20 protein-coding genes are annotated in these 22812 nt (G+C 67.4%); 5 read left to right on the top strand and 15 right to left on the bottom strand.

Annotated features, from left to right (window positions below; genetic code table 11):
• Nucleotides 1-131: 131 nt before the first annotated feature.
• Together MRBLAR12_RS10245 and ychF are read right to left on the bottom strand one after the other, a co-directional pair.
• Nucleotides 132-1913 (bottom strand): ABC transporter family substrate-binding protein, encoded by a 1782-nt coding sequence (locus tag MRBLAR12_RS10245; RefSeq protein ID WP_229994655.1) that lies wholly within the window; start codon nucleotides 1911-1913, stop codon nucleotides 132-134.
• Between the two features lie 338 nt (nucleotides 1914-2251).
• Nucleotides 2252-3337, bottom strand: a complete 1086-nt coding sequence (ychF, locus tag MRBLAR12_RS10240) for a redox-regulated ATPase YchF (RefSeq protein ID WP_229994656.1) — start codon at nucleotides 3335-3337, stop codon at nucleotides 2252-2254.
• A 221-nt stretch (nucleotides 3338-3558) separates the two neighbouring features.
• On the opposite strand from ychF, the gene MRBLAR12_RS10235 reads away from it, so the two are divergent.
• The gene (locus MRBLAR12_RS10235; protein WP_364745686.1) at nucleotides 3559-4797 is read left to right on the top strand and encodes a DNA recombination protein RmuC; all 1239 of its coding nucleotides are present in this window, start codon (nucleotides 3559-3561) and stop codon (nucleotides 4795-4797) included.
• 129 nt (nucleotides 4798-4926) lie between these two features.
• On the opposite strand, the gene MRBLAR12_RS10230 is transcribed toward MRBLAR12_RS10235, so the two are convergent.
• A complete protein-coding gene (locus tag MRBLAR12_RS10230; RefSeq protein WP_277522563.1) occupies nucleotides 4927-6015 on the bottom strand; it encodes a 4-hydroxy-3-methylbut-2-enyl diphosphate reductase in 1089 nt (362 codons plus the stop codon).
• 9 nt (nucleotides 6016-6024) lie between these two features.
• Nucleotides 6025-6885: a hypothetical protein gene (locus MRBLAR12_RS10225; RefSeq protein ID WP_364745683.1), complete on the bottom strand. Its 861-nt coding sequence runs from the start codon at nucleotides 6883-6885 to the stop codon at nucleotides 6025-6027.
• Nucleotides 6886-7116: 231 nt separating this feature from the next.
• On the opposite strand from MRBLAR12_RS10225, the gene xseA reads away from it, so the two are divergent.
• Nucleotides 7117-8403 carry an exodeoxyribonuclease VII large subunit gene (xseA, locus tag MRBLAR12_RS10220; protein WP_364745680.1) on the top strand — a complete coding sequence of 429 codons (1287 nt, stop codon included), beginning with the start codon at nucleotides 7117-7119 and terminating at the stop codon, nucleotides 8401-8403.
• Nucleotides 8404-8486: 83 nt separating this feature from the next.
• Nucleotides 8487-8717 carry an exodeoxyribonuclease VII small subunit gene (locus MRBLAR12_RS10215; protein ID WP_229994661.1) on the top strand — a complete coding sequence of 77 codons (231 nt, stop codon included), beginning with the start codon at nucleotides 8487-8489 and terminating at the stop codon, nucleotides 8715-8717.
• A 25-nt stretch (nucleotides 8718-8742) separates the two neighbouring features.
• On the opposite strand, the gene MRBLAR12_RS10210 is transcribed toward MRBLAR12_RS10215, so the two are convergent.
• The 9 genes from MRBLAR12_RS10210 to MRBLAR12_RS10170 all read right to left on the bottom strand — a co-directional run bounded on the left by MRBLAR12_RS10210 (nucleotide 8743) and on the right by MRBLAR12_RS10170 (nucleotide 17881).
• A complete protein-coding gene (locus tag MRBLAR12_RS10210; protein WP_229994662.1) occupies nucleotides 8743-9597 on the bottom strand; it encodes a polyphosphate kinase 2 family protein in 855 nt (284 codons plus the stop codon).
• Between the two features lie 70 nt (nucleotides 9598-9667).
• Complete coding sequence (locus tag MRBLAR12_RS10205; RefSeq protein WP_018773782.1) at nucleotides 9668-10888, bottom strand: pyridoxal phosphate-dependent aminotransferase; 1221 nt, start codon at nucleotides 10886-10888, stop codon at nucleotides 9668-9670.
• 191 nt (nucleotides 10889-11079) lie between these two features.
• On the bottom strand, nucleotides 11080-12045 hold the full coding sequence (locus MRBLAR12_RS10200) for an ABC transporter substrate-binding protein (protein ID WP_364745675.1): 966 nt from the start codon (nucleotides 12043-12045) through the stop codon (nucleotides 11080-11082).
• Complete coding sequence (locus MRBLAR12_RS10195; protein ID WP_229994664.1) at nucleotides 12042-12788, bottom strand: ABC transporter permease; 747 nt, start codon at nucleotides 12786-12788, stop codon at nucleotides 12042-12044. Before MRBLAR12_RS10195 ends, MRBLAR12_RS10200 begins: the two co-directional genes overlap by 4 nt.
• Nucleotides 12785-13525, bottom strand: coding sequence for an ABC transporter permease (locus MRBLAR12_RS10190; RefSeq protein WP_229994665.1), 741 nt, complete (start codon nucleotides 13523-13525; stop codon nucleotides 12785-12787). The genes MRBLAR12_RS10195 and MRBLAR12_RS10190 overlap by 4 nt, the downstream gene beginning before the upstream one ends.
• Nucleotides 13525-14628, bottom strand: a complete 1104-nt coding sequence (locus MRBLAR12_RS10185) for an ABC transporter ATP-binding protein (RefSeq protein ID WP_290369382.1) — start codon at nucleotides 14626-14628, stop codon at nucleotides 13525-13527. Before MRBLAR12_RS10185 ends, MRBLAR12_RS10190 begins: the two co-directional genes overlap by 1 nt.
• A 227-nt stretch (nucleotides 14629-14855) precedes the next feature.
• The gene (gene rsgA / locus MRBLAR12_RS10180) at nucleotides 14856-16001 is read right to left on the bottom strand and encodes a ribosome small subunit-dependent GTPase A (RefSeq protein WP_364745994.1); all 1146 of its coding nucleotides are present in this window, start codon (nucleotides 15999-16001) and stop codon (nucleotides 14856-14858) included.
• 433 nt (nucleotides 16002-16434) lie between these two features.
• On the bottom strand, nucleotides 16435-16890 hold the full coding sequence (locus MRBLAR12_RS10175) for an NUDIX hydrolase (protein ID WP_229994666.1): 456 nt from the start codon (nucleotides 16888-16890) through the stop codon (nucleotides 16435-16437).
• Nucleotides 16891-16924: 34 nt separating this feature from the next.
• Nucleotides 16925-17881 (bottom strand): N-acetylglucosamine kinase, encoded by a 957-nt coding sequence (locus tag MRBLAR12_RS10170; protein ID WP_414645487.1) that lies wholly within the window; start codon nucleotides 17879-17881, stop codon nucleotides 16925-16927.
• Between the two features lie 36 nt (nucleotides 17882-17917).
• On the opposite strand from MRBLAR12_RS10170, the gene MRBLAR12_RS10165 reads away from it, so the two are divergent.
• Nucleotides 17918-18964, top strand: coding sequence for a nitronate monooxygenase (locus tag MRBLAR12_RS10165; RefSeq protein ID WP_364745670.1), 1047 nt, complete (start codon nucleotides 17918-17920; stop codon nucleotides 18962-18964).
• 126 nt (nucleotides 18965-19090) lie between these two features.
• Here MRBLAR12_RS10165 and MRBLAR12_RS10160 read toward each other — a convergent pair whose 3' ends face one another.
• Complete coding sequence (locus MRBLAR12_RS10160) at nucleotides 19091-20098, bottom strand: LysR family transcriptional regulator (RefSeq protein ID WP_364745667.1); 1008 nt, start codon at nucleotides 20096-20098, stop codon at nucleotides 19091-19093.
• 94 nt (nucleotides 20099-20192) lie between these two features.
• On the opposite strand from MRBLAR12_RS10160, the gene MRBLAR12_RS10155 reads away from it, so the two are divergent.
• The gene (locus tag MRBLAR12_RS10155) at nucleotides 20193-21521 is read left to right on the top strand and encodes an MFS transporter (protein WP_229995411.1); all 1329 of its coding nucleotides are present in this window, start codon (nucleotides 20193-20195) and stop codon (nucleotides 21519-21521) included.
• Between the two features lie 33 nt (nucleotides 21522-21554).
• Here MRBLAR12_RS10155 and MRBLAR12_RS10150 read toward each other — a convergent pair whose 3' ends face one another.
• Entirely contained in the window at nucleotides 21555-22718 is a 1164-nt protein-coding gene (locus tag MRBLAR12_RS10150) for a trans-sulfuration enzyme family protein (protein WP_364745664.1), read from the bottom strand.
• Between the last annotated feature and the right edge of the window lie 94 nt (nucleotides 22719-22812).

The following is a 22812-nucleotide window of genomic DNA, read 5'->3' as shown; positions in this document are numbered from 1 at the left end:
GCGGAGTTTGGCCGGTTCCCGCCGATGTGGCGGCGGGACCACGGCATCGCCAGGATATCGCCAGAAAGGCGTCGGGACCGAAGAAGCTGTGGTCCCGACGCCTTTCCAGCAGTGTTACTTAGGGTCGCGGGCTACTTCTGTGCCCATTCCCAGAAGTTCCACCAAACGCCGGTCTGGTTCGGCATGTACTTCACACCGGTGATGCGGTCGCTGTATGCGTCCACGCCAACCGACTGGAAGAGCGGAAGGCCGTAGGCCGAATCCCAGATCATCTTGTCGATCTGCGCAACGAGGCCGTCCTGCTTGCTCTTGTCGGTGGTGACAATCAGTTCGTCCATCAGCTTGTCGGCTTCAGGGTTGCTGAACTGGTTGAAGTTGGAGTCGTTGCCGGACTTGAAGATCTGCGGAACGCCGGACACACCTACACCCGAGTTGCTCCAGCCGAAGATGGTGGCGTCGTAGCTGCCGTCACCGAGGGCCTTGCCCCAGTCAGACTTGCCGAGGCCGCCGTCGACGATCTTGAAGCCGGCCTTGGTGGCAGACTCGCTGATCAGGGAGTAGGCGTCAACACGGTTGGGGTTGTCCTTGTTGTACATGATGCGAACTTCGGGGGTGGCGCCGTTGAGCAGCTTCTTGGCACCCTCGATATCCACACCCTGGTAAGCGGAGGAGCCGTTGTTCTTGGCCGATTCGGCGTACGGGGCCTGGTCCGGAACGAAGAGCTGGGAGTCAAGCGGTGCAGCGTTCGGATCCAGCTTCTTGACGATCTTGTCGACGATGTCCGTACGCGGGACGGCCTTCATGAACGCCTCGCGGACGTTCTTCTCGGCAAACGGGCCCGAGTAGTTCAGGTCGATGTGGTCGTACGCGAGCTGGTTGCCGACGTCGACCTTCACACCCTGGCTTTCGAGTGCCTTGAGCTGCTCCACGGTGTCCGCGGATGCCTGCGGGGCGATGATGTCCGCCTCGCCGTTCTTGAGTGCCTGGACCTGGGCGGGTGCCTCACCGATGTAGCGGACCGTGATTTCGTCCAGCTGGGCTTCCGGACCCCAGTTGTAGTCCTTGTTCTTGACCATGGTCAGGGACTGGTCCTGATTGACGCTCTTGACGATGAACGGGCCGTTGGAGAGGTAGAGGCTCGGATCGGCCGGCAGGGTCTTGGTGTCAAAGCCGGTGTTCCACAGGTCGGACATGGCCTTGAGCTGCGCGTTCGCCGGCTTGGGGGCCTTGGAGTCGCCGCGGGGCATGCCCTTCAGCAGGTCAATGAACGCCTTGGTGTCAGCCAGGCCCGCCTTCTTGGCGAGGACGTGGGCCGGGATGTCGATGCCGGGGCCGCCGATGGCGATTTCCCAGTCGGCGAACGGCTTGGAGTACTTCAGCGTCATGCTGCGGCCGTCGTCACCGAGTTCCGGGAAATCGGTGAGGGCAATGCCGGTCGGGTCACCTGCGTAGGAGAAGTAGGACGTTCCGGTCTTCCCGTCCGCATCGGCGTCGTTGTAGTAACCGGAGAAAGCAGCCCACTGGAGCACAAGGTCGGCCGCGGTGACAGGCGTGCCGTCCGACCACTTCACGCCGTCGTTGATGGTGTACTTCACCGTCAGCGGATCGTCGGAGACCTTTTCCATCTTGCCGAACTTCTCATTGCGAACAACGTTGAGCTTGTTGTCGATGTAGAAGAACCCTGAGTGCGTGGCGTAGCTGACCTTTGAGTTAATGTCAGTGTTTCCATCGGCCGTGTTCGGGTTGAACGTATTGAACGCGTTGACCTCTACTACGGTTGCCGATCCGCCTTGCTTGCTTGCTGCGGCCGCAGTGGTCGGGGTTGTCCCGCCGCTGTTGCCCGCGCAGGCGCTGAGGGCGATGGCAGCTGCTGCCGCCACGCCCACTGCTTTGGAAATACGACCCAAGCGCATTCCGCCTCCTTGTTTCTGTGGTGTGGGTGAGACCGGCGCCAAAAGCGCCAGACAGACGTCCACACTCCCCCAGCGGCAGTGTGGCCCGTCTCACATGGCATGAAGCGTAAACCCCAAAGCCCGCTCGGAGCCACCAAAGTTGACCGACTGTAAAGTTCGTTACCGAGCTGCAACATTGGACAGGTTCCGCAGGGCCAGCTTTCCACAGAAACGTTGACGGCGGCGTAACAAAAAGATAAAAGAGCCGCACACAGGAAAAGCCCCGATCCGAAAATCGAGGCTCCTCCAGTTAATCGTTAATTACTTGGCAGAATTACCGCGCTGCCGGGCGGCGGCCGTCAAACGTTGAAACGGAATTCGACGACGTCGCCGTCGGCCATGATGTATTCCTTGCCTTCGATCCGGACCTTGCCGCGGGCCTTCGCCTCGGCCATGGAGCCGGCCTCGATGAGGTCTTCGAAGGAGACGACCTCGGCCTTGATGAAGCCGCGCTGGAAATCGGAGTGGATCACACCGGCGGCCTGCGGGGCGGTGTCGCCCTGGCGGATGGTCCACGCGCGGGTTTCCTTGGGGCCGGCCGTGAGGTAGGTCTGCAGTCCGAGGGTGTGGAAGCCGACGCGGGCCAACTGGTCCAGCCCGGATTCATCCTGGCCGTTCATTTCCAGCATCTCGCGGGCTTCTGCCTCGTCGAGCTCCACCAGGTCGGACTCAAGCTTGGCGTCCAGGAAGATGGCGTCGGCCGGAGCCACCAGGGCACGCAGTTCCGCCTGCTTCTCCGGGCTGCCCAGGATGCCCTCGTCGGAGTTGAAGACGTAGATGAAGGGCTTGGCCGTCAGCAGGCCGAGTTCCTTGAGGTGCTCCATCTCCAGCTTGTCGCTCTTGATGGAGGAGAAGATGGTGTCGCCGCGCTCCAGCACCGCCTGCGCCGCCAGGATGGCTGCCAGCTCGGCCGCATCCCGCTTCTTGATCTTTACTTCTTTTTCGATCCGGGGGATGGCCTTTTCGATGGTCTGCAGATCGGCCAGGATCAGCTCGGTGTTGATCGTCTCCATGTCGGAGCTGGGATCGACCTTGCCATCGACGTGGATGACGTCCGGGTCATCGAACACGCGGACAACCTGCGCGATGGCCTCGGCCTCGCGGATGTTGGCGAGGAACTGGTTACCGAGGCCCTCGCCCTCGGAGGCGCCCTTGACGATGCCGGCGATGTCCACGAAGGACACCGCGGCGGGCAGCAGGCGCGCGGAGCCGAAGATGCCGGCCAGCTTTTCAAGCCGGGAATCCGGCAGGTTCACGACGCCGATGTTGGGCTCGATCGTGGCGAACGGGTAGTTCGCCGCGAGGACCTGGTTGCGGGTCAGTGCGTTGAAAAGGGTTGATTTGCCGACGTTGGGCAGTCCGACGATGCCAATAGTAAGTGCCACGAGCATATATTCTACCCGCACGCGCCGGCGATCGTTGCGGCGGCCGGTGCTGGGGCCGTATGGAGGCCGGCGTGTGGGCCCGCGCGGGGTCTGCTTCGGCGGCCCGTGCCAAGGCTTGGGCGGCGGCCCGCGCGGGGGTTCCGGCCGTAAGACCGGTGTAAATCGCCGGTGTTCCGGGCGTCGAAGCCAAAACTGTCACAGGGGCATGCCACAGTGAAGTCATGGATGCTTTTGCACTGATTCTTGCCCTGCTCATGCTGCTCACCGGCGCCGTCGCCGGGGCCGCCGCCGTCTATTTCCTGCTGCACCGGCGGTACCTTGCCGTGGAACAGGACTTCGACGGCGTATCGGCCCGGCTGTCCGACGTCAGCGCCCAGTTCGCCGCGGCCGACGCCGAGAGGCGCCTTCTCGCGGCCCAGAACCGGGAGCTGGGTGAGTCCCGGAACCAGGACGGCAGTGTTCTCCGTGCGCTGGCGCCGGTGGCGGAGAAGCTCACTGCCGTGCAGCAGCAGGTGTCCCTACTCGAACGCGACCGGCTGGAGCAGTACGGCCAGCTTGCCCAGCAACTGCAGGAGGCCCGCCTGTCCGATGAGCAGCTGCTGCGCTCCACACATGCGCTCGAGTCTGCCCTGCGCTCCAACAGCGCGCGCGGCCAGTGGGGCGAGGTCCAGCTGCGCCGTGTGGTCGAGGCAGCAGGCATGCTGCGGCACGTGGATTTCCACGAACAGGTCCACAGCGGGCAGGCCCACGGCTCCGGCCCGGACGGCAGCCTCCGGCCCGACCTCGTGGTGCAACTGCCCGGCGCCAAGCAGCTCGTAGTCGACGCAAAGGTCCCGCTGGCGTCGTACCTCGCCGCCCAGGACCTCGGCGCCTCCCAGACAGGCCAGCAGTCCTCGCAGCTGCCCGGCAGCCAGCAGGCGCACCTCGCCGCCCATGCCAAGGCCCTCAAGGCCCACGTGGACGCGCTGGGCAGCAAGAAGTACTGGGACATCCCCGGCAACTCTCCGGAGCTGGTGGTGTGTTTCCTGCCGGCGGAGTCCATTCTGGCCGCCGCGCTCTCGGCGGACCCGGCCCTGCTGGACTATGCCCTGTCCAAGAACGTGGTCCTGGCCTCCCCCGGGACCTTGCTTGCGGTGCTGAAGTCGGTGGCGTTCACGTGGCGCCAGGACGTCTTGACGGACAGCGCCCGGGAACTCTTCGAGCTCGCGCGGCAGCTCTATGACCGGATGGGCACGCTGGGCGAGAACGTCACCAAGCTGGGGTCCTCGCTGAAGACCTCGGTGGAAAGGTACAACTCCATGGTCGGGACCCTTGAGGCCCGGGTCCTGCCCACCGCCAGGAAGCTGAACACCCTGGAATCCGCCGGTCTGGCCACTCCGCCCGCCGTCGAGGTCGCGCCGCGCGCAGTCGCAGCCCCGGAACTGCAGCCCCGGGACGAGTCCGAAGAGTCCGCGGCCTAAGACGGGTCAGTTCCGACGGCTAAGTGCCCGGGACTGTCCAGTTCCTCGGACTGTGCGGCTCCCAGGGCTGTGCAGCTCCTGGGAGGGTCCAGTTCCCAGGGCTGTGCAGCTCCTGGGACGGTCCAGTTCCTAGGACTGTTCGGGGCGGGTGCCGCGGCCGCCGAGGGCGCGGGTGACGTCGCCGGCCTGCTTCAGCGTGGCCCGGAGCTCCTTGGGCAGGGAGAACAGGAGGTCTTCCTCGGCCGTGACGACTTCCTCGACCGATCCGTAGCCGTAGTCGGCCAGGAGCCGGAGCACGTCCTTGACGAGGACTTCAGGGACGGAGGCCCCCGATGTCACACCCACCGTGGCGACGCCCTCGAACCAGGTCTCGTCGACCTCGTTCGCGAAGTCGACCCGGTAGGAGGCCTTGGCGCCGTATTCCAATGCCACCTCCACGAGGCGGACGGAGTTCGAGGAGTTGGCGGAGCCCACCACGATCACGAGTTCCGCCTGGGGCGAGATCTTCTTGATGGCCACCTGGCGGTTGGTGGTGGCGTAGCAGATGTCGTCGCTGGGCGGATCCTGCAGGGTGGGGAACCGCTCCTTGAGCAGGCGCACAGTCTCCATGGTTTCGTCCACGCTGAGGGTGGTCTGCGAGAGCCAGATGACCTTCTCCGGGTCGCGGACCGTGACCTTGTCGACCTCGTGCGGGCCGTTGATGATCTGGATGTGCTCGGGAGCCTCGCCGGCGGTGCCTTCCACTTCCTCATGGCCGTCGTGGCCGATCAACAGGATGTCGAAGTCATCCTTGGCGAACCGGACGGCTTCGCGGTGCACCTTGGTGACCAGCGGGCAGGTCGCGTCAATGGTGCGCAGCCCGCGGTCCTCGGCGGACTGGACGACGGCGGGCGAGACACCGTGCGCGGAAAAGATCACGAGGGCACCTTCCGGGACCTCGTCGGTCTCATCGACGAAGATGGCGCCCTTCTCCTCCAGGGAGCTGACCACGTGGACGTTGTGCACGATCTGCTTGCGGACGTAGACCGGGGGGCCGTAGTGCTCCAGGGCTTTTTCCACCGCGATGACCGCACGGTCAACGCCGGCGCAGTAGCCGCGCGGGGCTGCCAGCAGGACTTTTTTGGGACCGGCGACAGGGGCGGCCGCCAGAACGTCTTCCGGTGAACGCCGTCGGCGCGGAACAGATGGCATCGGAACGGAAACAGCGGTGGAGGTCATGCTCCCATGCTACCGGTGTTCAATCTTGCCCCGTTTGCGGCCCCCGGCGACGCGGACAGCCACGCCTGTGGCCAGCAGTGCTGCTCCCGCAACAGCGGCAGCGACGATCCACTGGCCGAAGCTGGCAGAGCACGCCGCGACGAACTCGTTCTTGAAGAGCTCCGCCACATCGTTGCCGCTCGAGGTCCCTGCGACGGCGGTGCTGGCGGCATCGCTGGCCAGCTTCCACACACCGGCGACCACCAGCGCGCCGACGCCCATGCCGACCAGGACGGTCCACCGGCGTCGGGCCGCAACGAACGCCAGCACGAAGGCGATGCCCGCGCCGACGGCAACGGCGTAGCCCATCGGGGCGTAGACGGTGACGCGTTCGATCAGCTGGCGCTGGTTGGACTGCCCGATATGGATCAGCACCTGGCCGGGCGCCTCCAGCGGAAGGGTGGTCGCCTCGGTTACCTGCTTGGCCACCAGCCCGGCAAGCGGTGCGACATCCAGGGTGAGCGACGAGGTGCCGTCAATTTCCGGCGGCAGCGTGCTGGGGTCGGCGAACGTGAGGCGGTGGCTCTTGCGAAGGGTTTCGGCCCACGCCTCGGAGTAGCCGGGCAGCCCCGTGAGCGATTGTGCCGCGTTGTCCAGGACCGGCCGGGCAAGCTCCGTGAGGGCCTGAGGGATGCCGGCGCTGGAAGCCACGCCATCGACGGCGGCCGTGGCGAGCCGTTGCTGGAACGCCGGGTCCTTGCCCAGCGGTGCGGTCAGGGCTACGAAGCCGTCTTCCTGGACGATGTTGCGGTCAACCCACATGGCTGGAACGGCGACGGCTGCCATCAGAAGCCCGATAAGGACGGCGGCGGCGGAGACAAAAGTGCGCAAGGGATTCCTAGGAGGTTGATGGCGTCCCTCCCATCCTAGGGCGGGGCCGGGCGCGGCCATAAAGTCGGGCCCCGGTGGTAGAGCTATGGATAGAGTTGACAGAGACAACTTCCGGCTGCCGGCCGGCCCACCCGCCGGGGAGCGGGCCGCCGGCAGTCCCCTCGGGCAAAAGGACACGCACGCATATGCACAAGGCACTCCACAGGGCACTCTCGGCCATGGAGCCCACGCATGCCTGAGGACGCGGCGGCGGCCACCACGCTACCGGCCACCGCGGCTCAAACCAGCCCGGACAACCCCTGGCCTCTGCAGTTGCTGTCCCAGAAGCTCAAGATGCACATCGACCGCGCGCCCTCGGCATGGGTTGAGGGGCAGGTGATCGAGCTCAACCGGCGTGGCAGCAACGCCTACTTGACGCTCCGGGACATCGACGCCGAAATCTCGCTGCCGGCGTCGGTCTGGACCACCGTGCTGGACCGCCAGGACGCTCCGCTGGAACGCGGCTCCCGGGTTGTTGCCCTGATCAAGGCCGAATTTTGGCTCAAGACGGGCCGGCTGAACATGTCCGTGAAGGACATCCGGCCCGTGGGGCTCGGCGACCTCCTCGCCAGGATTGAGCGGCTGCGCCACGCCCTCGCCGCCGAAGGGCTTTTTGCCGATTCCCGCAAAAAACGCCTCCCCCTGCTCCCGCACCGGATCGGCCTGATCACCGGCCGCGACTCTGACGCCAAGAAGGATGTGCTGCGCAACGCTGCCCTGCGCTGGCCGGCCGTCGAATTCGAGATCCGCGAAGTAGCGGTCCAGGGCAACACCGCCGTGGCCCAGATGATCGCGGCATTGCGGGAGCTCGACGCCCACCCCGGGGTCGACGTCATCGTCATCGCCCGCGGCGGAGGCGCCCTCGAGGACCTGTTGCCGTTCAGCAGCGAGGAGCTCATCCGGGCTGTCGCGAACGCGTCCACCCCCGTGGTGAGCGCGATCGGGCACGAAGCGGACCGGCCCATCCTCGACGACGTCGCAGACCTCAGGGCTTCAACGCCCACAGACGCGGCGAAGAGGATCGTTCCGGATGTCGCGGAAGAGCTCGTCCGGGTCCGGCAGGCACGGGACCAGCTCCGTCGCGGGGTCACCCGACTCGTTGAACGCGAGGGCGACCGGCTGGCGGCCCTGCGCTCCCGCCCCGTGCTGCTCTCCCCCGACGTCATGATCACCCAGCGCCACGACGACGTCGAACGGCTCAAAGTCCGCTCGCACTCGGCCATCAGCGCCGCCGTCGTCCGGGCAGCGGACCAGCTGGTCCACCTCAAGGCGCAGGTGCGCGCGCTCTCACCGCAAAAGACGCTGGACCGCGGCTACGCGGTGGTCCAGCTCGCCGGCTCCGGAGCGTCCGCCGCGACGCACCGGGACGTGGTTCGGCACCCCACGCAGGCGCCCGCCGGCACGGACCTTACGGTACGGGTGGCCGGCGGCCGGTTCACCGCCCAGTCCACCGGCGGCCAGGAGCCGGCCGAGGAATAACCCGCCCGGACCAAACAACAGCACCAGACGGCACGCAACAGACACCGCGGACGCAGTAACCGCATCAACCAAGGAGCATCCACATGGCAGCAGAATCCAGCCCGAACGCCGACATCGAGGCCCTCAGCTACGAGGACGCCCGCGAGCAGCTGGTCGCGGTGGTGGGCAAGCTGGAGGCCGGCGGCGCCAGCCTGGAAGAATCACTCGCGCTGTGGGAGCGCGGCGAGGCACTGGCCAAGCGCTGCGAACAGTGGCTGGAAGGCGCCCGCAAGCGGCTCGCCGCCGCCCGGGACCAGGCTGCGGACAAGAACTAAACACCTGCTTTTCAAAGACCGCCGGTCAGGACCGCTGCACCAGTTCGCGTTCCATGTCCATGTCCAAGTCCGGAACCGGCCATTTGAGATTCAGGCCTTCGAGGGCCTCCAGTAGGAGCTGCTGCACCACGATGCGGGCGTACCACTTCTTGTTGGCCGGCACGACATGCCACGGCGCCAGCTCCGTGCTGGTCTTGTCCAGGGCCGTCTGGTAAGCGTCCATATAGTCGGCCCAGAAGGCCCGTTCCTTAAGGTCCCCACTGCTGTACTTCCATTGTTTGGCGGGGTCCTCCAGACGGGCCAGCAGCCGGTTCTTTTGCTCATCGCGGCTGATGTGCAGCATGACCTTGACGATCTTCGTTCCGGCGGCCGCCTGCCGGGCCTCGAATTCATTGATGGCCCGGTAGCGGCGCTCCAGTTCCTCGGCGTCCGCCCAGTGGTGCACCCGGTGGATCAGGACGTCCTCATAGTGGGAACGGTCGAAGACCCCAACCATGCCGGCCGCTGGCACTTCCTTTTCGATCCGCCATAGGAAGTCGTAGGACTGTTCCTCGGGCGTGGGCGCCTTGAACGACTTCAGCTGCACGCCCTGCGGATTCATCTGGCCCATCACGTGGTTGACGATGCCGCCCTTGCCCGCAGTGTCCATGGCCTGCAGGACCAGCAGCACGCGTTTCTTGCCGCCGGTCCTGGACTCGGCGAACAGCTGCTCCTGCAGCTGTGTGAGCTTGCCGTCGAGTTCGCCGAGCAGCTGCTCGCCGTCGGCCTTGCCGCCGTCGTAGCCCGGCGTCGAGCCCGGGTCCAGCGATTCCAGGCTGAAGCCCTTCCCTACCTTGAGGAGTTTCGAGGGTTGGTCATCGAACGTCGCAGAGTCTGCCATCAATGCCTCTTTCCGGTTGACGCAGCCGCAGTAGGCGGAGCAGGAGCCCCGTTGCGCTGCTGACCGAAGCCTAGTTCCCCTTGTACCGGCTCAGGAAGTCCGCCATGCGGTTGATCGCTTCCTCGAGGTCCTTGACGTTTGGCAGCGTCACCATCCGGAAGTGGTCCGGCCGGACCCAGTTGAACGCCCTGCCGTGGGACAGGAGGATCTTCTGCTCGCGGAGCAGGTCCAGGACGAATTTCTCGTCGTCGCGGATGTGATAAACCTCGGGGTCCAGCTTCGGGAACAGATACATCGCCCCGCGGGCCTGCTGCGTGCTGACGCCCGGGATGGCGTTGAGCATGTCGTAGGCCTTGTTCCGCTGCTCCAGGAGACGTCCCCCGGGCAGGATCAGGTCGTTGATGCTCTGGTAGCCGCCGAGGGCAGTCTGGATGGCGTGCTGGGCAGGAACATTGGCGCAGAGGCGCATGTTGGCGAGCAGGTTGATGCCCTCGAGGTAGTCCGCGGCGTCTTTTTTCGGCCCGGAGATGGCCATCCAGCCGGCCCGAAAACCGCAGACCCGGTAGGCCTTGGAGAGCCCGCTGAAGGTCAGGCACAGGACGTCGTCGCCGGTGAGCGAGGCGAGGTTTACGTGCACCGCATCTTCGTAGAGGATCTTCTCGTAGATTTCGTCGGCGAAGAGCACGAGGCCGTGCTTCTCGGCGAGGGCGACGATCTTTTTCAGCGTCGCTTTGGGGTACACCGCACCCGTGGGGTTGTTCGGGTTGATGACCACGATCCCCTTGGTGCGCGGAGTGATCTTCGCTTCCATGTCCTCGAGGTCGGGCTGCCAGCCGGTTTCCTCATCGCAGAGGTAGTGCACGGGCTTCCCGCCGGCCAGGGCAACCGAGGCGGTCCACAGGGGGTAGTCCGGGGTGGGGATGAGGACCTCGTCGCCGTCGTCGAGCAGGGCCATGAGCGACATCGTGATCAGCTCGCTGACGCCGTTGCCGAGATAGATGTCATCCACGTGGATGTTCTGGATCCCGCGGGTCTGGTAGTACTGCGAGACGGCGGTGCGGGCCGAGAAAATGCCGCGCGAGTCACTGTAGCCCTGGGCATGCGGCAGGTGGCGGATCATGTCCACCAGGATCGCGTCCGGCGCTTCAAACCCGAACGGGGCCGGGTTTCCGATGTTCAGTTTGAGGATGCGATGACCCTCCGCCTCCATCTGCTGGGCGGCCTGAAGAATCGGTCCACGGATGTCGTAAAGGACATTATGAAGCTTGGTGGACTGCTTGAATTCTGCCATTCATCAAATATGCCATATGGAGGATGTACTTCCGCTGAGACATGACTCACACGCGGACGCGGCAGTAACAACAACGACGCCGGTGCCCGGGCTGCAAGCCCGGGCACCGGCGTCGACGGCAGGTCAGCCGTGGTCACTGGCCGGCGGGGTTCGCCGCGGCATGTAGCCGCCGCGCTCCCCCGCCCTGCCGGCTACTGCTTGACGATGCCCTTTTCCTTCAGCCACACGTCCGCGGCGTCCTTCGGGTTCTGCTTCTGGCTGCCGCTGACGGCACGGTTGAGGTTGATGAGGTCTTCGGTGGTGAGGACCTTGGACACGGAGTTGAGGGCTTCCTTCGCCTTGTCCGTCATCTTGGCCGAGTTGTACAGCGGCAGCACCTGCTGGGCGATGAAGTTGTTCTTCGGATCCTCCAGCACCACGAGGTCGTTGTCCGGGATGGACGGGGTGGTGGTGTAGATGTCCGCGACCTGGACCTGGTCCGAGAGCAGTGCCTTGAGCGTGACGGCGCCGCCGCCGTCGCTGAACGGCTCCAGCTTTTTGGGCACGCAGTTGTAGTTCTTCGCCAGGCCGGGCAGGCCGTACGCGCGTTCGGCGAAGGTCGCCGGGGCGCCGATTACAAGCTCGCTGCAGACCTTCGCCATGTCTTCGATGGACTTCAGCTGGTGCTTCTCGGCAGTGGCCTTGGTGACCACCATGGCGTCCTTGTTCTCGGCCTTGGAGGCATCCAGCACGGCCAGGCCCTGCGGGAGCTTGGTCGGGAGCGCCTTCGCGATGTCATCGGCCGAGACCTCGGTGGCGTCCTTGTTTACGTACAGCAGCAGGTTGCCGCTGTAGTCGGGAACGACGTCCACCGAGCCGTCCTGGACGGCTTTGAAGTAGACCTCGCGCGAGCCGATGTTCGGCTTGGTGCTGGCCGTAACGCCCGCGGCGTTCAGGGCGCCGGCATAGACCTCGGCCAGGATCTGGCTCTCGGGGAAATCAGCGGAGCCGATCACCAGGGCGCCGCCGGAACCGGAGGCGCCGCCGCTGCTGGCCGGTGCCGAGCTCAGCGGGTTGGATGAGCCTCCACAGGCGGACAGTGCCAGGGCCAGGCCCACGCCGGCGGCCAGGCCGCCGAATGCGCGCCTGCCGAGCGCTCGTTGGCGGGATTCGTTCATGACGTACCTCCTTGAACAGCAGTCTCCGTGTATACGGAGTCTGTGAGATCAACCGCAGCCTTCTGGCTGCGGTTCGGCTGGAACGAGGCACCCCGTGACAGGAACAGCCTCTGAATAAGGGCCAGGACAAGGTCGACGCTGATCGCGAGGCCCGCGATCAGCAGCGAACCGCCCAGCATCTGCGGGAAATCGGAAAGCACCAGCCCGTCGAACAGGTAGCGGCCCAGACCGCCCAGGTTGATGTACGCGACCACCGAGACGGTGGCGATCACCTGCAGCACCCCGGTCCGGAACCCGCCGTACATGACGTGCAGCCCGTTGGGGAATTCCGCCCGGAACAGGACCTGCCACTCGGTCATGCCCATGGCGCGGGCGGCGTCCACCACGTTGCGGTCAACGCTGGAGATCCCGGCGTAGGTGCCGGCCAGCAGGGGCGGGACGGTCAGGATCACGAGCGCCCAGATCGGCGGCATCAGCCCGATGCCGGCGATCAGGACGAACAGGGTCAGCAGGCCGAGGGTGGGCAGGGCCCGCAGGGCGCCGGCGAGTGCCACGACGGCAACCCGCCCGCGGCCGGTGTGGCCCACATACAGTCCCACCGGAATGGCGATGGCCATGGCGATCAGCATGACGAGCCCGGTGTAGGCCAGGTGCTCGAGAAGCCGCACCGGGATTCCGCTGCTGCCGCTCCAGTTCGCCGGATCGGTGAGCCAGTCGGCGGTGTCCGTGACGACGTTGCTCATGCGTTTCCCCCTCCGGTCTTGGGACGCGAAAGCCGCATCGCCGCGGCAGCGGGGCCGGTCTTGTCCGGGCCGGCGCCTGAATCGGTGCTGCCGCCCGTGGCCGCCGAGGCGCGGGTCCAAGGGGTCAGCAGCCGTTCCATCAGCACCAGGACGGCGTCCATGAAGAGCGCGAGGATCAGGATCGCGATGATGCCCACCACGACCTCGGTGACGAAGTCCCGCTGCAGTCCCGAGGTGAACAGCATCCCGAGGTTGCCGATCCCGAGCAGGGCCGCGACGCTGACCAGCGAGATGTTGCTGACGGAGACCACGCGCAGCCCGGCGAACATCACCGGCAGGGAAAGCGGCAGGTCAATCTGGAGGAACCTGGCAAATGGTTTGAAGCCCATGGCGACGGCGGCCTGGCGGAGGTCCTCGTCCACCGAATCGAAGGCATCCAGGGCGGCGCGGACCAGCAGTGCCACCGCGTAAATGGTCAGGGCGACCACCACGTTGACGGGATCCAGGATCCGGGTACCGAGGACGGTCGGCAGAATGATGAAGAGCGCCAGCGAGGGGATCGTGTACAGCAGCGAGGACCCGGTGAGCACCACGGAGCGCCGGGCACGGCTCTGCCGGGCAACTTGGGCCAGCGGGATGGCGATCAGCAGGCCTAAGATCATCGGCAGGACGGCGAGGACAAGATGCTGGCCGGCGAGCGTGAAGACCTGCTCCTTGTTGGCCAGGAACCACTCCATTAGAGGACCCCGTGACGGACGTTGCGGTCCGATTCGATCACTTCGAGAACCTCGGCGGCGACAATGACCCCCGCTGCCCGGCCGTCGTCGTCCACGGTGACGCCAAGCCCTGACGGCGAGGACAGGGCCGCGTCCAGTGCCCGGCGGAGGGTGTCCCCCTTGCGGAAGAGGGAGCCTCCGGGAACCATTTCCGCGCCGGCTCCGCTGGCGCTGCCGGGCCCGGCCCAGCCCAGCGGACGCAGCGCGCCGTCGACCACCAGCTGCCAGTCGTCGGAGCTGCCCTCCGCCTGGAGCTGTTCGAGCGTGATGGTGGGGACGGGGTGGATGGTGACGCCGTCGGAGGGGCTGAACGCAAGGTGCCGGAACCCGCGGTCGCGGCCCACGAAGGACGCCACGAACTCGTTGGCCGGGGCCCGCAGGATCTCGGCAGGGGCGGCGTACTGCGCCAGTTTGCCGCCGATGCCGAACACGGCCACTTTGTCGCCCAGGACAGTGGCCTCATCGATGTCATGGGTGACGAAGACGATCGTCTTGGCCAGGTCTCGCTGGAGCCGCAGCAACTCCCTCTGGAGTTCATCGCGGACCACGGGGTCCACGGCACTGAAGGGCTCGTCCATGAGCAGCACGGGCGGATCGGCCGCGAGCGCCCGGGCCACGCCGACGCGCTGCTGCTGGCCGCCCGAAAGCTGGGAGGGGTAACGCTTGCCGAGGGAGGAGGCCAGCCCGACGACGTCGAGCAGTTCCTGCGCGCGCTTGCGGGCGTCCCCTTTGGACACCCCATTAAGCCGGGGAACGGTGGCGATGTTGTCCAGCACGGAGCGGTGCGGCATCAAACCGGAGGACTGCATGACGTAGCCCATGGACCGGCGCAGCTGCGCGGCGGGCACTGACGTGACGTCGGCCCCGCCGACGGTGATGATGCCGGACGTGGGTTCCACCATGCGGTTGATCATCCGCAGGGAGGTGGTCTTTCCGCAGCCGGAAGGTCCGACGAAGACCGTGATGGCGCCTTTGTCGATGGACATGGTCAGTCCGTCAACGGCGGGCTGGCCACCCTGGTACTGCTTCGTGACGTTCTGGAACTCGATCATGGCTTCGGCCATTTCCGGGCTTACCTAACTGTTGGCGGCAACATCGACAGGGACCAGCCAACTGCTCATCAGTGTACTGGCCATAAAGCAGTTAGCTCATAGACTAACCAGCGCCCCGGCCTATGTCAGCGGCGCGCGGCTCCCGTAAGGCTTCGGAAGCACAACGATTTTGGATGGGTGGCGCGCCGGAAGAGCTCCCGGCGCGCCACCGGGACCGTTGAGTCACCGCGCGGTGCGCCTCAGCGGGGCCGCCGCCGGCCGCCCTTGGCGCCGCTGGCTTTGCCGCCCCGGTCGCGCGCGTTCTCATGGTTGTCACGTTCGGCCGACCGCTGGCTCTTGCCCGCCACCGCGATCTTCTGGTGCCATTCGCGCTGGTAGGCCCGCCGCGCGGCCGCGTCGTGGCGGCGGGCCAGGGCGGCGAGTTCGCGCTGCAGCTTCAGGTAACTGGCCCAGCGGCGGTCGTCGAGTCCGCCGTCGGCGAGCGCGGCCTGCACGGCGCAGCCGGGCTCCCGGCCATGCGCGCAGTCCGAGAAGCGGCAGTGCTCGAAGAGCTCTTCTAGGTCGCCGAACATCTCCTCCATTCCTTCGTCGGCGTCGAAGATCCCGAAGCCGCGCACCCCGGGCGTGTCCATCAGGACGGCGCCGCCGGGCAGGGGAACGAGCGCGCGGGACGTGGTGGTGTGCCTGCCCTTCCCGTCACCGGCGCGAACGGTCCCGATCTCCTGGGCCGCGACGCCGGCGAGGGCATTGATGAGCGTGGATTTGCCGGCGCCCGAGGGCCCCAGCAGCACCAGCGTGCCGCCGGGTGGCAGATGGCCCAGCAGTTCGTCGAGGCCGTCGCCGTTCTCGGCAGAGGTGGTGACGACGTCGACGCCGGCCGATTGGCGCACGACCGTCCCCACGACGTCGTCCGCGAGATCCGCGATGTCCGCCTTCGTGATGATCACGAGCGGAGTGGCGCCGGAGTCCCAAGCCGCGACCAGCGTCCGTTCGAGCCGGTTGTGCGTGAGCGGGCGGTCCACCGGAACGACGATTCCCACGACGTCCATGTTCGCGCCAAGGACCTGTGCTTCAGAGGAGGCTTCGAAGGCACGCTTGCGGCTCAGCTCCGAGTGGCGCGGCAGTATGCCCGCGATGGCGGGCTCCCCCGCCGCGTTCGAGCCCAGCCAGACCCAGTCCCCGGTGACGGGAAGCTCCCCGCCGCGGGGGTAGGGCAGGTGGGCGGCCCCGTCGCCGTCGGCCACCAGGACGAGGTTGCGGTCCACCCGGATGACTCGGCCCCGGCGGTGGCCTCCTGGCACGGGATGTGCCGCGAAACGCTCCGCGATGCCCGCCGTGTAACCGTAGTGGACCGGCCCCTCGGGGCCAGCCGCATTGGAGTGCAGGGCTGAATTAGTGGTGGCTGAATTAGTGGTGGCTGAATTGGGGATGGCTGCAGTAGGGACGGATGAACTGGCAACAGATGAATCGGTGAAGAGGGCGCCACGGGCGCCGGGCGATGCAGCATGAGTGGTCAACGAAAACCCTTTGATGGGGCCCGTGGTGCGGTGCAGGTGCGCTGCGGCGGCAAGGGACGCCGCGCGCGTGGAGACTAGCGCTGGATGGCTAGGCTGCGCCGTGGGACGGGGCAGGAGTAATGATTTGGCTTGTATCGGTGCGCTGCGCGCTCAGAAATATCGCATTCATTGCTTCCACCTCCCCATCGTCGGCCGGCTTGCTGCGGCCGGCTCCTGGCTGATCCCGTCTACTGCGCTGTGTCGTCTACTTTGCGCTGCGGTTTCTACAGAATAGCCATGGCGCCTGCGCCTGGCTAGCGATCTAGCCGGAAAGTTTTCCGTTCAGCGGCCTCTCGCGGTACAGGCGCAGCCCGGCGTCCACCAGCGAGACCCGGTTCAGCTCCGCCACCGCATGCAGCGGAATCCAGGCCGCGTGGGTGGTGCTCCCGTTCACTTCGTGGCGCAGGTCCCCGCCCGTGATCGCCGCCTCGTAGACCAGCCGGAGCGACTGGAAGTCCCGCTCGCCGCCGTCGAGCCGGACTTCGGACGGCCAGTGCCCGACGTCGATCCCCAGCATGGCGCCAACCTCGGCGTCGTAGCCGGTTTCCTCGTGGATTTCGCGGCGGCAACCGTCAACAGGGTGTTCGGCGAGGTCCAGGCCGCCGCCGGGCAGCGTCCAGCCCTCGCGGCCGTCCTGCTTCCAGTACGCCAGGAGGATCTCGGCGTCGCGGATGATGACGGCGTAGGCGGCGGGCCGGGTGTCGAATTGCATGCTCATGCCTCCAGCGTAGTGGCCGGAGGATTGCCCCCGGCTAGTCCTGTTCCGCCACCAGCTGGAGCACCCCGAAGACGGGCTCCTGCGCCAGGACCCGGACATCGGTGATCCCCGCGACGGCCAGTGCCGCGCGGAAGGACTCCTGCAACCGCGGCACGTTCATGCCCAGACCGCTGCCCAGGATGACGGGACCCTCGATGCCGAGCTGCCTGACGGACTGCGCGGCCAGGTCGGCGAGGTCGCGCCCAGCCTGATCAATGAGGGCCTGGCTCGGCGCGTGGCCGGCGTCTGCGGCTTCCACCACGAGCCGGGCCTGCTGGGCCCAGAAGCGGCGTCCGGTCGCGGGCGAGTGGAACATGGCGATCAGCTTGTTCGGGTCATCCGCCCCGCAGGAGGCCAGCAGGGCCCGGGTGAGTTCGTCCGGTTCCAGCCCCTGGTTCATCCGCCGCAGGCTGTGGCGGACGGCCTCCCGGCCCAGCCAGTAGCCGCTGCCCTCGTCGCCGAGCAAGTAGCCCCAGCCCCCGGCCCGGGCTTCCTCACCACGGCCGTTCCTGCCCCACGCGGCCGAGCCAGTGCCGGCGATCACGGCGACGCCGGTGCTGGCGCCGCCTGCGGCGAGCAGCAGCCGGGAGTCATGGACCACTGTGATCCGTGCGCCGGGTACGTGGGGGGCGATCAGTGCCGCGAGCGCCGCGGCGTCGTCGTCGGTGTCGATGCCGCCGGCCCCCGCGTAGACCTGGGCCACTTCTCCCCCGCCGATCCTGCCGAAGAGTTCCGCCAGGTTGCGGGCGGCTTCCTCAGGGCTGACGTTCTGGACGTTGGAGCTGCCCACCGATTCGTCGGCCACGGGCGTGCCTCCTTCGAACCGGACGCCCCTGGTTTTGGTGCCGCCGATGTCCAGGCCGATCACAGCGCCCGTCGTCGCTGCCGGGGTGGATGGCGTGGTGGAAGATGGAACGGAGTCCGCCGCCGGCGGGAAGTCAGTGTTAGTCACTGGAACAGGTTACTGAACCCCTGCAAGGAGCCCGCAATGCCCCAGGATCTTTTCGGCACACCCGTCATCGCGGCGCCCATGGCCGGAGGAACCTCAACGCCGGCCTTCGTCGAGGCCGTGCACCGCGCCGGCGGGCTTGGCTTCCTGGCCACCGGGTACAAGAGCGTGGCGGCCATGCAGGCGGAAGTCCGCACCATCCGGGAGTCCGGCGCCCGCTTCGGCATGAATGTGTTCGTCCCGGATCCGGCCCAACTGCCGCCGTCCGCGGCGGTGTTGGCGGAGCTCGAGGACTACCGGCTGCAGTTGCGGGCCGATGCCCGGCGATACGGCGTGGAGCTCCCGCAGTTGCGGCTGGATGACGACGACGAGTGGCAGGCAAAGATCGATGCCCTGCTGGCGGACCCCGTGGAGCTGGTCAGTTTCGCCTTCGGGCTACCCGGCCTCGACGTCGTCCGCGCTCTGCAGCGGGCGGGATCGGCGGTGCTTGCCACTGTCACCACCGCGGCCGAGGCCGTTCAGGCGGCAGAGCAGGGCGTGGATGCCCTGGTGGTGCAGCACACGAGCGCCGGCGGACACAGCGCGGCGTTCCTTCCGGCCTCGGGGGCAGTGCCGGGCGGGGCAGTGCCGGGCGGCACGACGGCGGAGCTGCTCGCGGAGGTGCGGTCCGTCGTCGGCGTCCCGCTGGTGGCCGCGGGGGGCATTATGGATGCGGCCGGGCTCGACGCCGTGCTGCGCGCCGGGGCTGTTGCTGCCCAGCTGGGCACCGCGTTTCTCCGTACGGACCAAAGCGGCGCCAGGCAGCTGCACAAGGATGCCCTGGCGGATCCGCATTTCACGCGTACCCGGCTGACGCGCGCCTTCACCGGCCGGCAGGCCCGGGCCTTGGAGAACGAATTTGTCCGCGACCACCCCGAGGCACCTGAGGCCTACCCGGCGGTCCACCACCTGACGGCTCCCCTCCGGGCCGCGGCGGCAGCAGCCGGCGACGCGGAGCGCCTGAACCTGTGGGCGGGCACGGGTTGGCGCCAAGCGCAGGCCGGACCCGTCGCCGACGTCGTGCACGGGCTGCTCGCCGGCCGCTGACCGCCGCAGGCCCCCAGAACCTCGCGGGCCCCTGAACCCCGAGATCGCCGGAAACGTGCGAAACCGCGGTCCTCTTACGGCGATCTCGCGGCCAACCGGCGACCTCGGCGCGCCCGTCGGCCCGGCTCAGCCTCCCGAGCGTTCGCGCACGAAACCAGCCAGGAGTGCGGGCCCGTCGCGCAGCACGAGTTCGCGGAACAAGCGCACGGGATCAGGTTCGGCATCGGCCCCGGCATTCCGCGAAACCGGCTCCCGCCACGCGAGGCCGATCTCGCGGAACGCCAGGGCCGAATCCAGGGGAATCTCCACCCACCCGGGCCCGCCGTCATCGGCGCCGGCCCCCGGCGACGGGAGCTGCCGCCCCGGCGCGGAACCGCCCGGCGGCAGGATGCTGACGCCGAGCCCGGCCGAGACAAGTCCGCGGACGGTGTGCGAGTCCTGGCTCTCGAAGGCAATCCGGGGGCGGAACCCCGCCTCCCGGAACAGCGCATCGGTCAGCGAGCGCATGCCGTAGCCGGACCCCATCGCCACGAACGGCTCCTGCCGGATTTCGGCGACCCGGACCCGACGGCGGCCGGCCAGGGGATGCCGGTGGTGCACCACCAGGCGCAGCGGTTCCCGGTACAGCGCAGCCGAACCGATTCTCTTGCTTGGCGCGGCCACGGGTGCGGTGAGCGCCACGTCGGCGGAGCCCTCGGCCAGTTCCGCGAGGCAGCCGTCCCGTGCGCCCTGGCTGAGGTCAAAGGCGGTCTGCGGGTGCCGGCTCCGGAACGCACTGATGAGCAGCGGCAGCATCGCCTCGCCGAAGGTGTGCTGGAACGACACAGCAATCCGGCCGCGGACCACTTCCGATTCGTGCCGGACACGATCCAGCCCCGTCTGGAATTCGTCGAGAGCGGCCTCGATGTGGGGCAGGAGCGTCTTCGCCGCGGGCGTCAGCCGCACGCCGCGGCCGTCCCGGATCAACAGCTCAGTCCCCACGATGGCGCTGGCGCGCGCTATTGCACGGCTCACCGTCGACTGCGGCAGGCCCAGGAGCTCAGCCGTCTCGGTAATGTGCTCCGTCCGCCCGAGTTCCGCCAGCAGCGGCAGGAGGGGCAGCAGCTGCACGAGCTGCCTGTGTTCGACGTCCATGGGCCCTTCCTCCGTGCACTGTTCCATATTTGCTATCTATTCTATGGAAATCATGCATTGGAAGCATGCCCCGGGCAGGCTTTAGCCTGAGGGCATGCCACGCTTTTCCGCACCCTCCGGCGCCGGTCCCAGTCCAGTGTCCAATCCTGCAGCTGATCCTGCAGCTAACGCTGCTGCCTGGGCTGGCCATCCGAAGGGCTCCGCGGCCTACCGCCGGATCCTCGCCGGGCTTGCCTTTGCCGGCGTCGCGACCTTCGCCCAGCTTTACTCCACCCAGGCGGTGCTCCCCCTCCTGGCGGCGGATCTCCACATCTCGGCCGCCGAGGCCGCGCTGACGATTTCCCTGGCGACGGTGGGGCTCGCCCTGACGGTGCTCCCGTGGTCCTTCCTGGCCGACCGGATCGGCCGCGTCCGGGCAATGATGTGGGGCATCTCCGCGGCCACCATCCTGGGACTGCTGGTCCCCCTGGCCCCGAGCTTCCCCGTGCTGCTCAGTCTGCGGATGCTCGAGGGAATGGCCCTCGGCGGCATCCCCGCCATCGCGATTGCCTACCTCAACGAAGAGGTCAACAAGGCCCATGCTGCCCTTGCCGCCGGTAGTTATGTCGCCGGGACCACCCTGGGCGGCCTTGCCGGCCGGCTGGTCGCCGGACCGGTCGGGGAACTGTGGGGATGGCGGGCCGCGGCCCTGGCCGTCTCCGTTTTGGCCACCGGAGCAGCTGTCCTGTTCCTCGTCCTCGTGCCGCGGGCCCAGGGGTTCACCGCCGCGGCCGCGGGCGGCATCCGCGGGGCCTGGTGCACGCTGGCCGGCCATGCCCGCAATCCCCGGCTGCTGGCCCTGTACGTCCAGGCCTTCCTGCTCATGGGCGGCTTCGTGGCTGTCTACAACTATCTGGGATTCAGGCTGTCCGGGGAACCGTTCAGCCTGCCGGCCACCGCTATCAGCCTGATCTTCCTGGCCTACCTCTCCGGAACCGTCTCGGCGCGCTGGGCAGCGGGGCTGACGTCACGGTTCGGCCGGCGCACCGTCCTGATCGCCGGCACCGTACTGATGGCGGGCGGCCTGGCGCTGACGCTCACGGAGCTGCTGGTCCCGATCCTGGTGGGATTGCTGCTGTTCACGGGCGGCTTCTTCGCGGCCCACAGCATCGGTTCCGGCTGGACCGGACTGATCGCCACGACGGGCCGGGCGCAGGCAGCCTCACTGTACAACCTCGCCTACTACCTCGGCTCCAGTGTGCTTGGCTGGGCCGGCGGCCTGATCTTCCAGCGGTTCGGCTGGACGGCCCTTGCCCTGACAGTCATCGGACTGGCCGGCGCGACGGCGGCAATCACCGCCGTCGCGCATCCTGCGCCCGCGTCCGCAACCGGAGCGGCGCGCGGAACCGAAGCCGCCGGCGGCGGAGCCACAGTAACCGGCTAGATGCCCTTTCCGGCTAGGCGCCGGGTCCGCCGGCTACCGGGTTGCCTCGATCGCCTGCACGAGGTCGGCGACGATGTCGGCCGGGTCCTCCAGCCCCACCGAGATCCGCAGCAGGCTCGCGTGCGGCTTGGCCGCGGCTTCGACCGGCCGGTGGGTCAGGCCGGCCGGGTGCTGGATGAGGGTATCGATCCCGCCGAGGGAGACGGCGTGCGTGATCATGCCGACGGCGGCCGGGATCCGCTCGGCGTGCTCGGCGCTGGCGAGCTCGAAGGCCATCAGCGACCCCGGCCCGGACATCTGCGTGCCCACAAGGCCCTGCGGGTCGCATTCAGCCAGTCCCGGGTAGTAGACCTGCTTCACAAGCCCGTGCCCGGCCAGGGCAACCGCGACCTTTTCAGCGCTGGCCTGCTGGGCGCGGACACGCACAGGCAGCGTCGCCAACCCGCGGTGCAGCAGGTAGGCCGGCCACGGTGTCAGGATTCCGCCGGTCACGGCCCGGATCTGGCGCAGGCGCACCGCCCATTCAGAGCCGGCGGCCACTACGCCGCCCATGGCGTCACCGTGGCCGCCGAGGAACTTCGTGGCGCTGTGCAGCACCATGGCGGCACCGCGCATGAAGGGCTGCTGCAGCACCGGGCTGGCGAAGGTGTTGTCCACCAGGAGCGGCACGCCGTCGGCGGCGTCAGCCACGCGGGCGATGTCCACCAGCTCGAGGGTCGGGTTCGCCGGCGTCTCCAGGATCACCAGGCCGGTGTCCGGCCGCAGGGCGGCGCGGACGCCTTCCGGCGTCGTAAAGGTGACCTCGTTGCCGAGGACGCCGGAGGCGAGCAGGTAGTCGCTGCCGCCGTAAAGAGGCCGCACGGCGACAACGTGCTTCTTGCCTGCCGCCACAACTGCGAGGAGCACCGCGCTCAGCGCCGCCATGCCGGTGGCGAAGGCGACAGACTCGGGGGTCCCTTCCAGGACGGCGACGCCTTCTTCGAAGCGTGCCACCGTGGGGTTCCACAGCCGCTGGTACACGGTACTTTGCCCCTCCACATGCGACCCGCCCGTGGCCATGTGCTCGTAGGCAAGGCCTCCGTCGTGCACGGACGGCAGGGGTGCCGTCGTGGACAAATCGATGGGCACCGCATGGACGCCCAGTTCCGTGAGCCCGTTCCGGCCTGCGTGGACCGCCAATGAATCTTGAGAGAGCACCCTTACTCCTTACGAATATTCGCCATTGAATTCCGCAAGTATCTGGCAATAATTCGAGCTTTTGTAGGGCATGTGAATGGAACTGTCGGATAGT

Source organism: Arthrobacter sp. LAR12-1-1.1, from assembly GCF_040676555.1.
Taxonomy (GTDB): Bacteria; Actinomycetota; Actinomycetes; order Actinomycetales; family Micrococcaceae; genus Arthrobacter.
The sequence above is the reverse complement of the archived record's forward strand: the minus strand, read 5'-3'. Positions and strand labels throughout refer to the sequence as shown.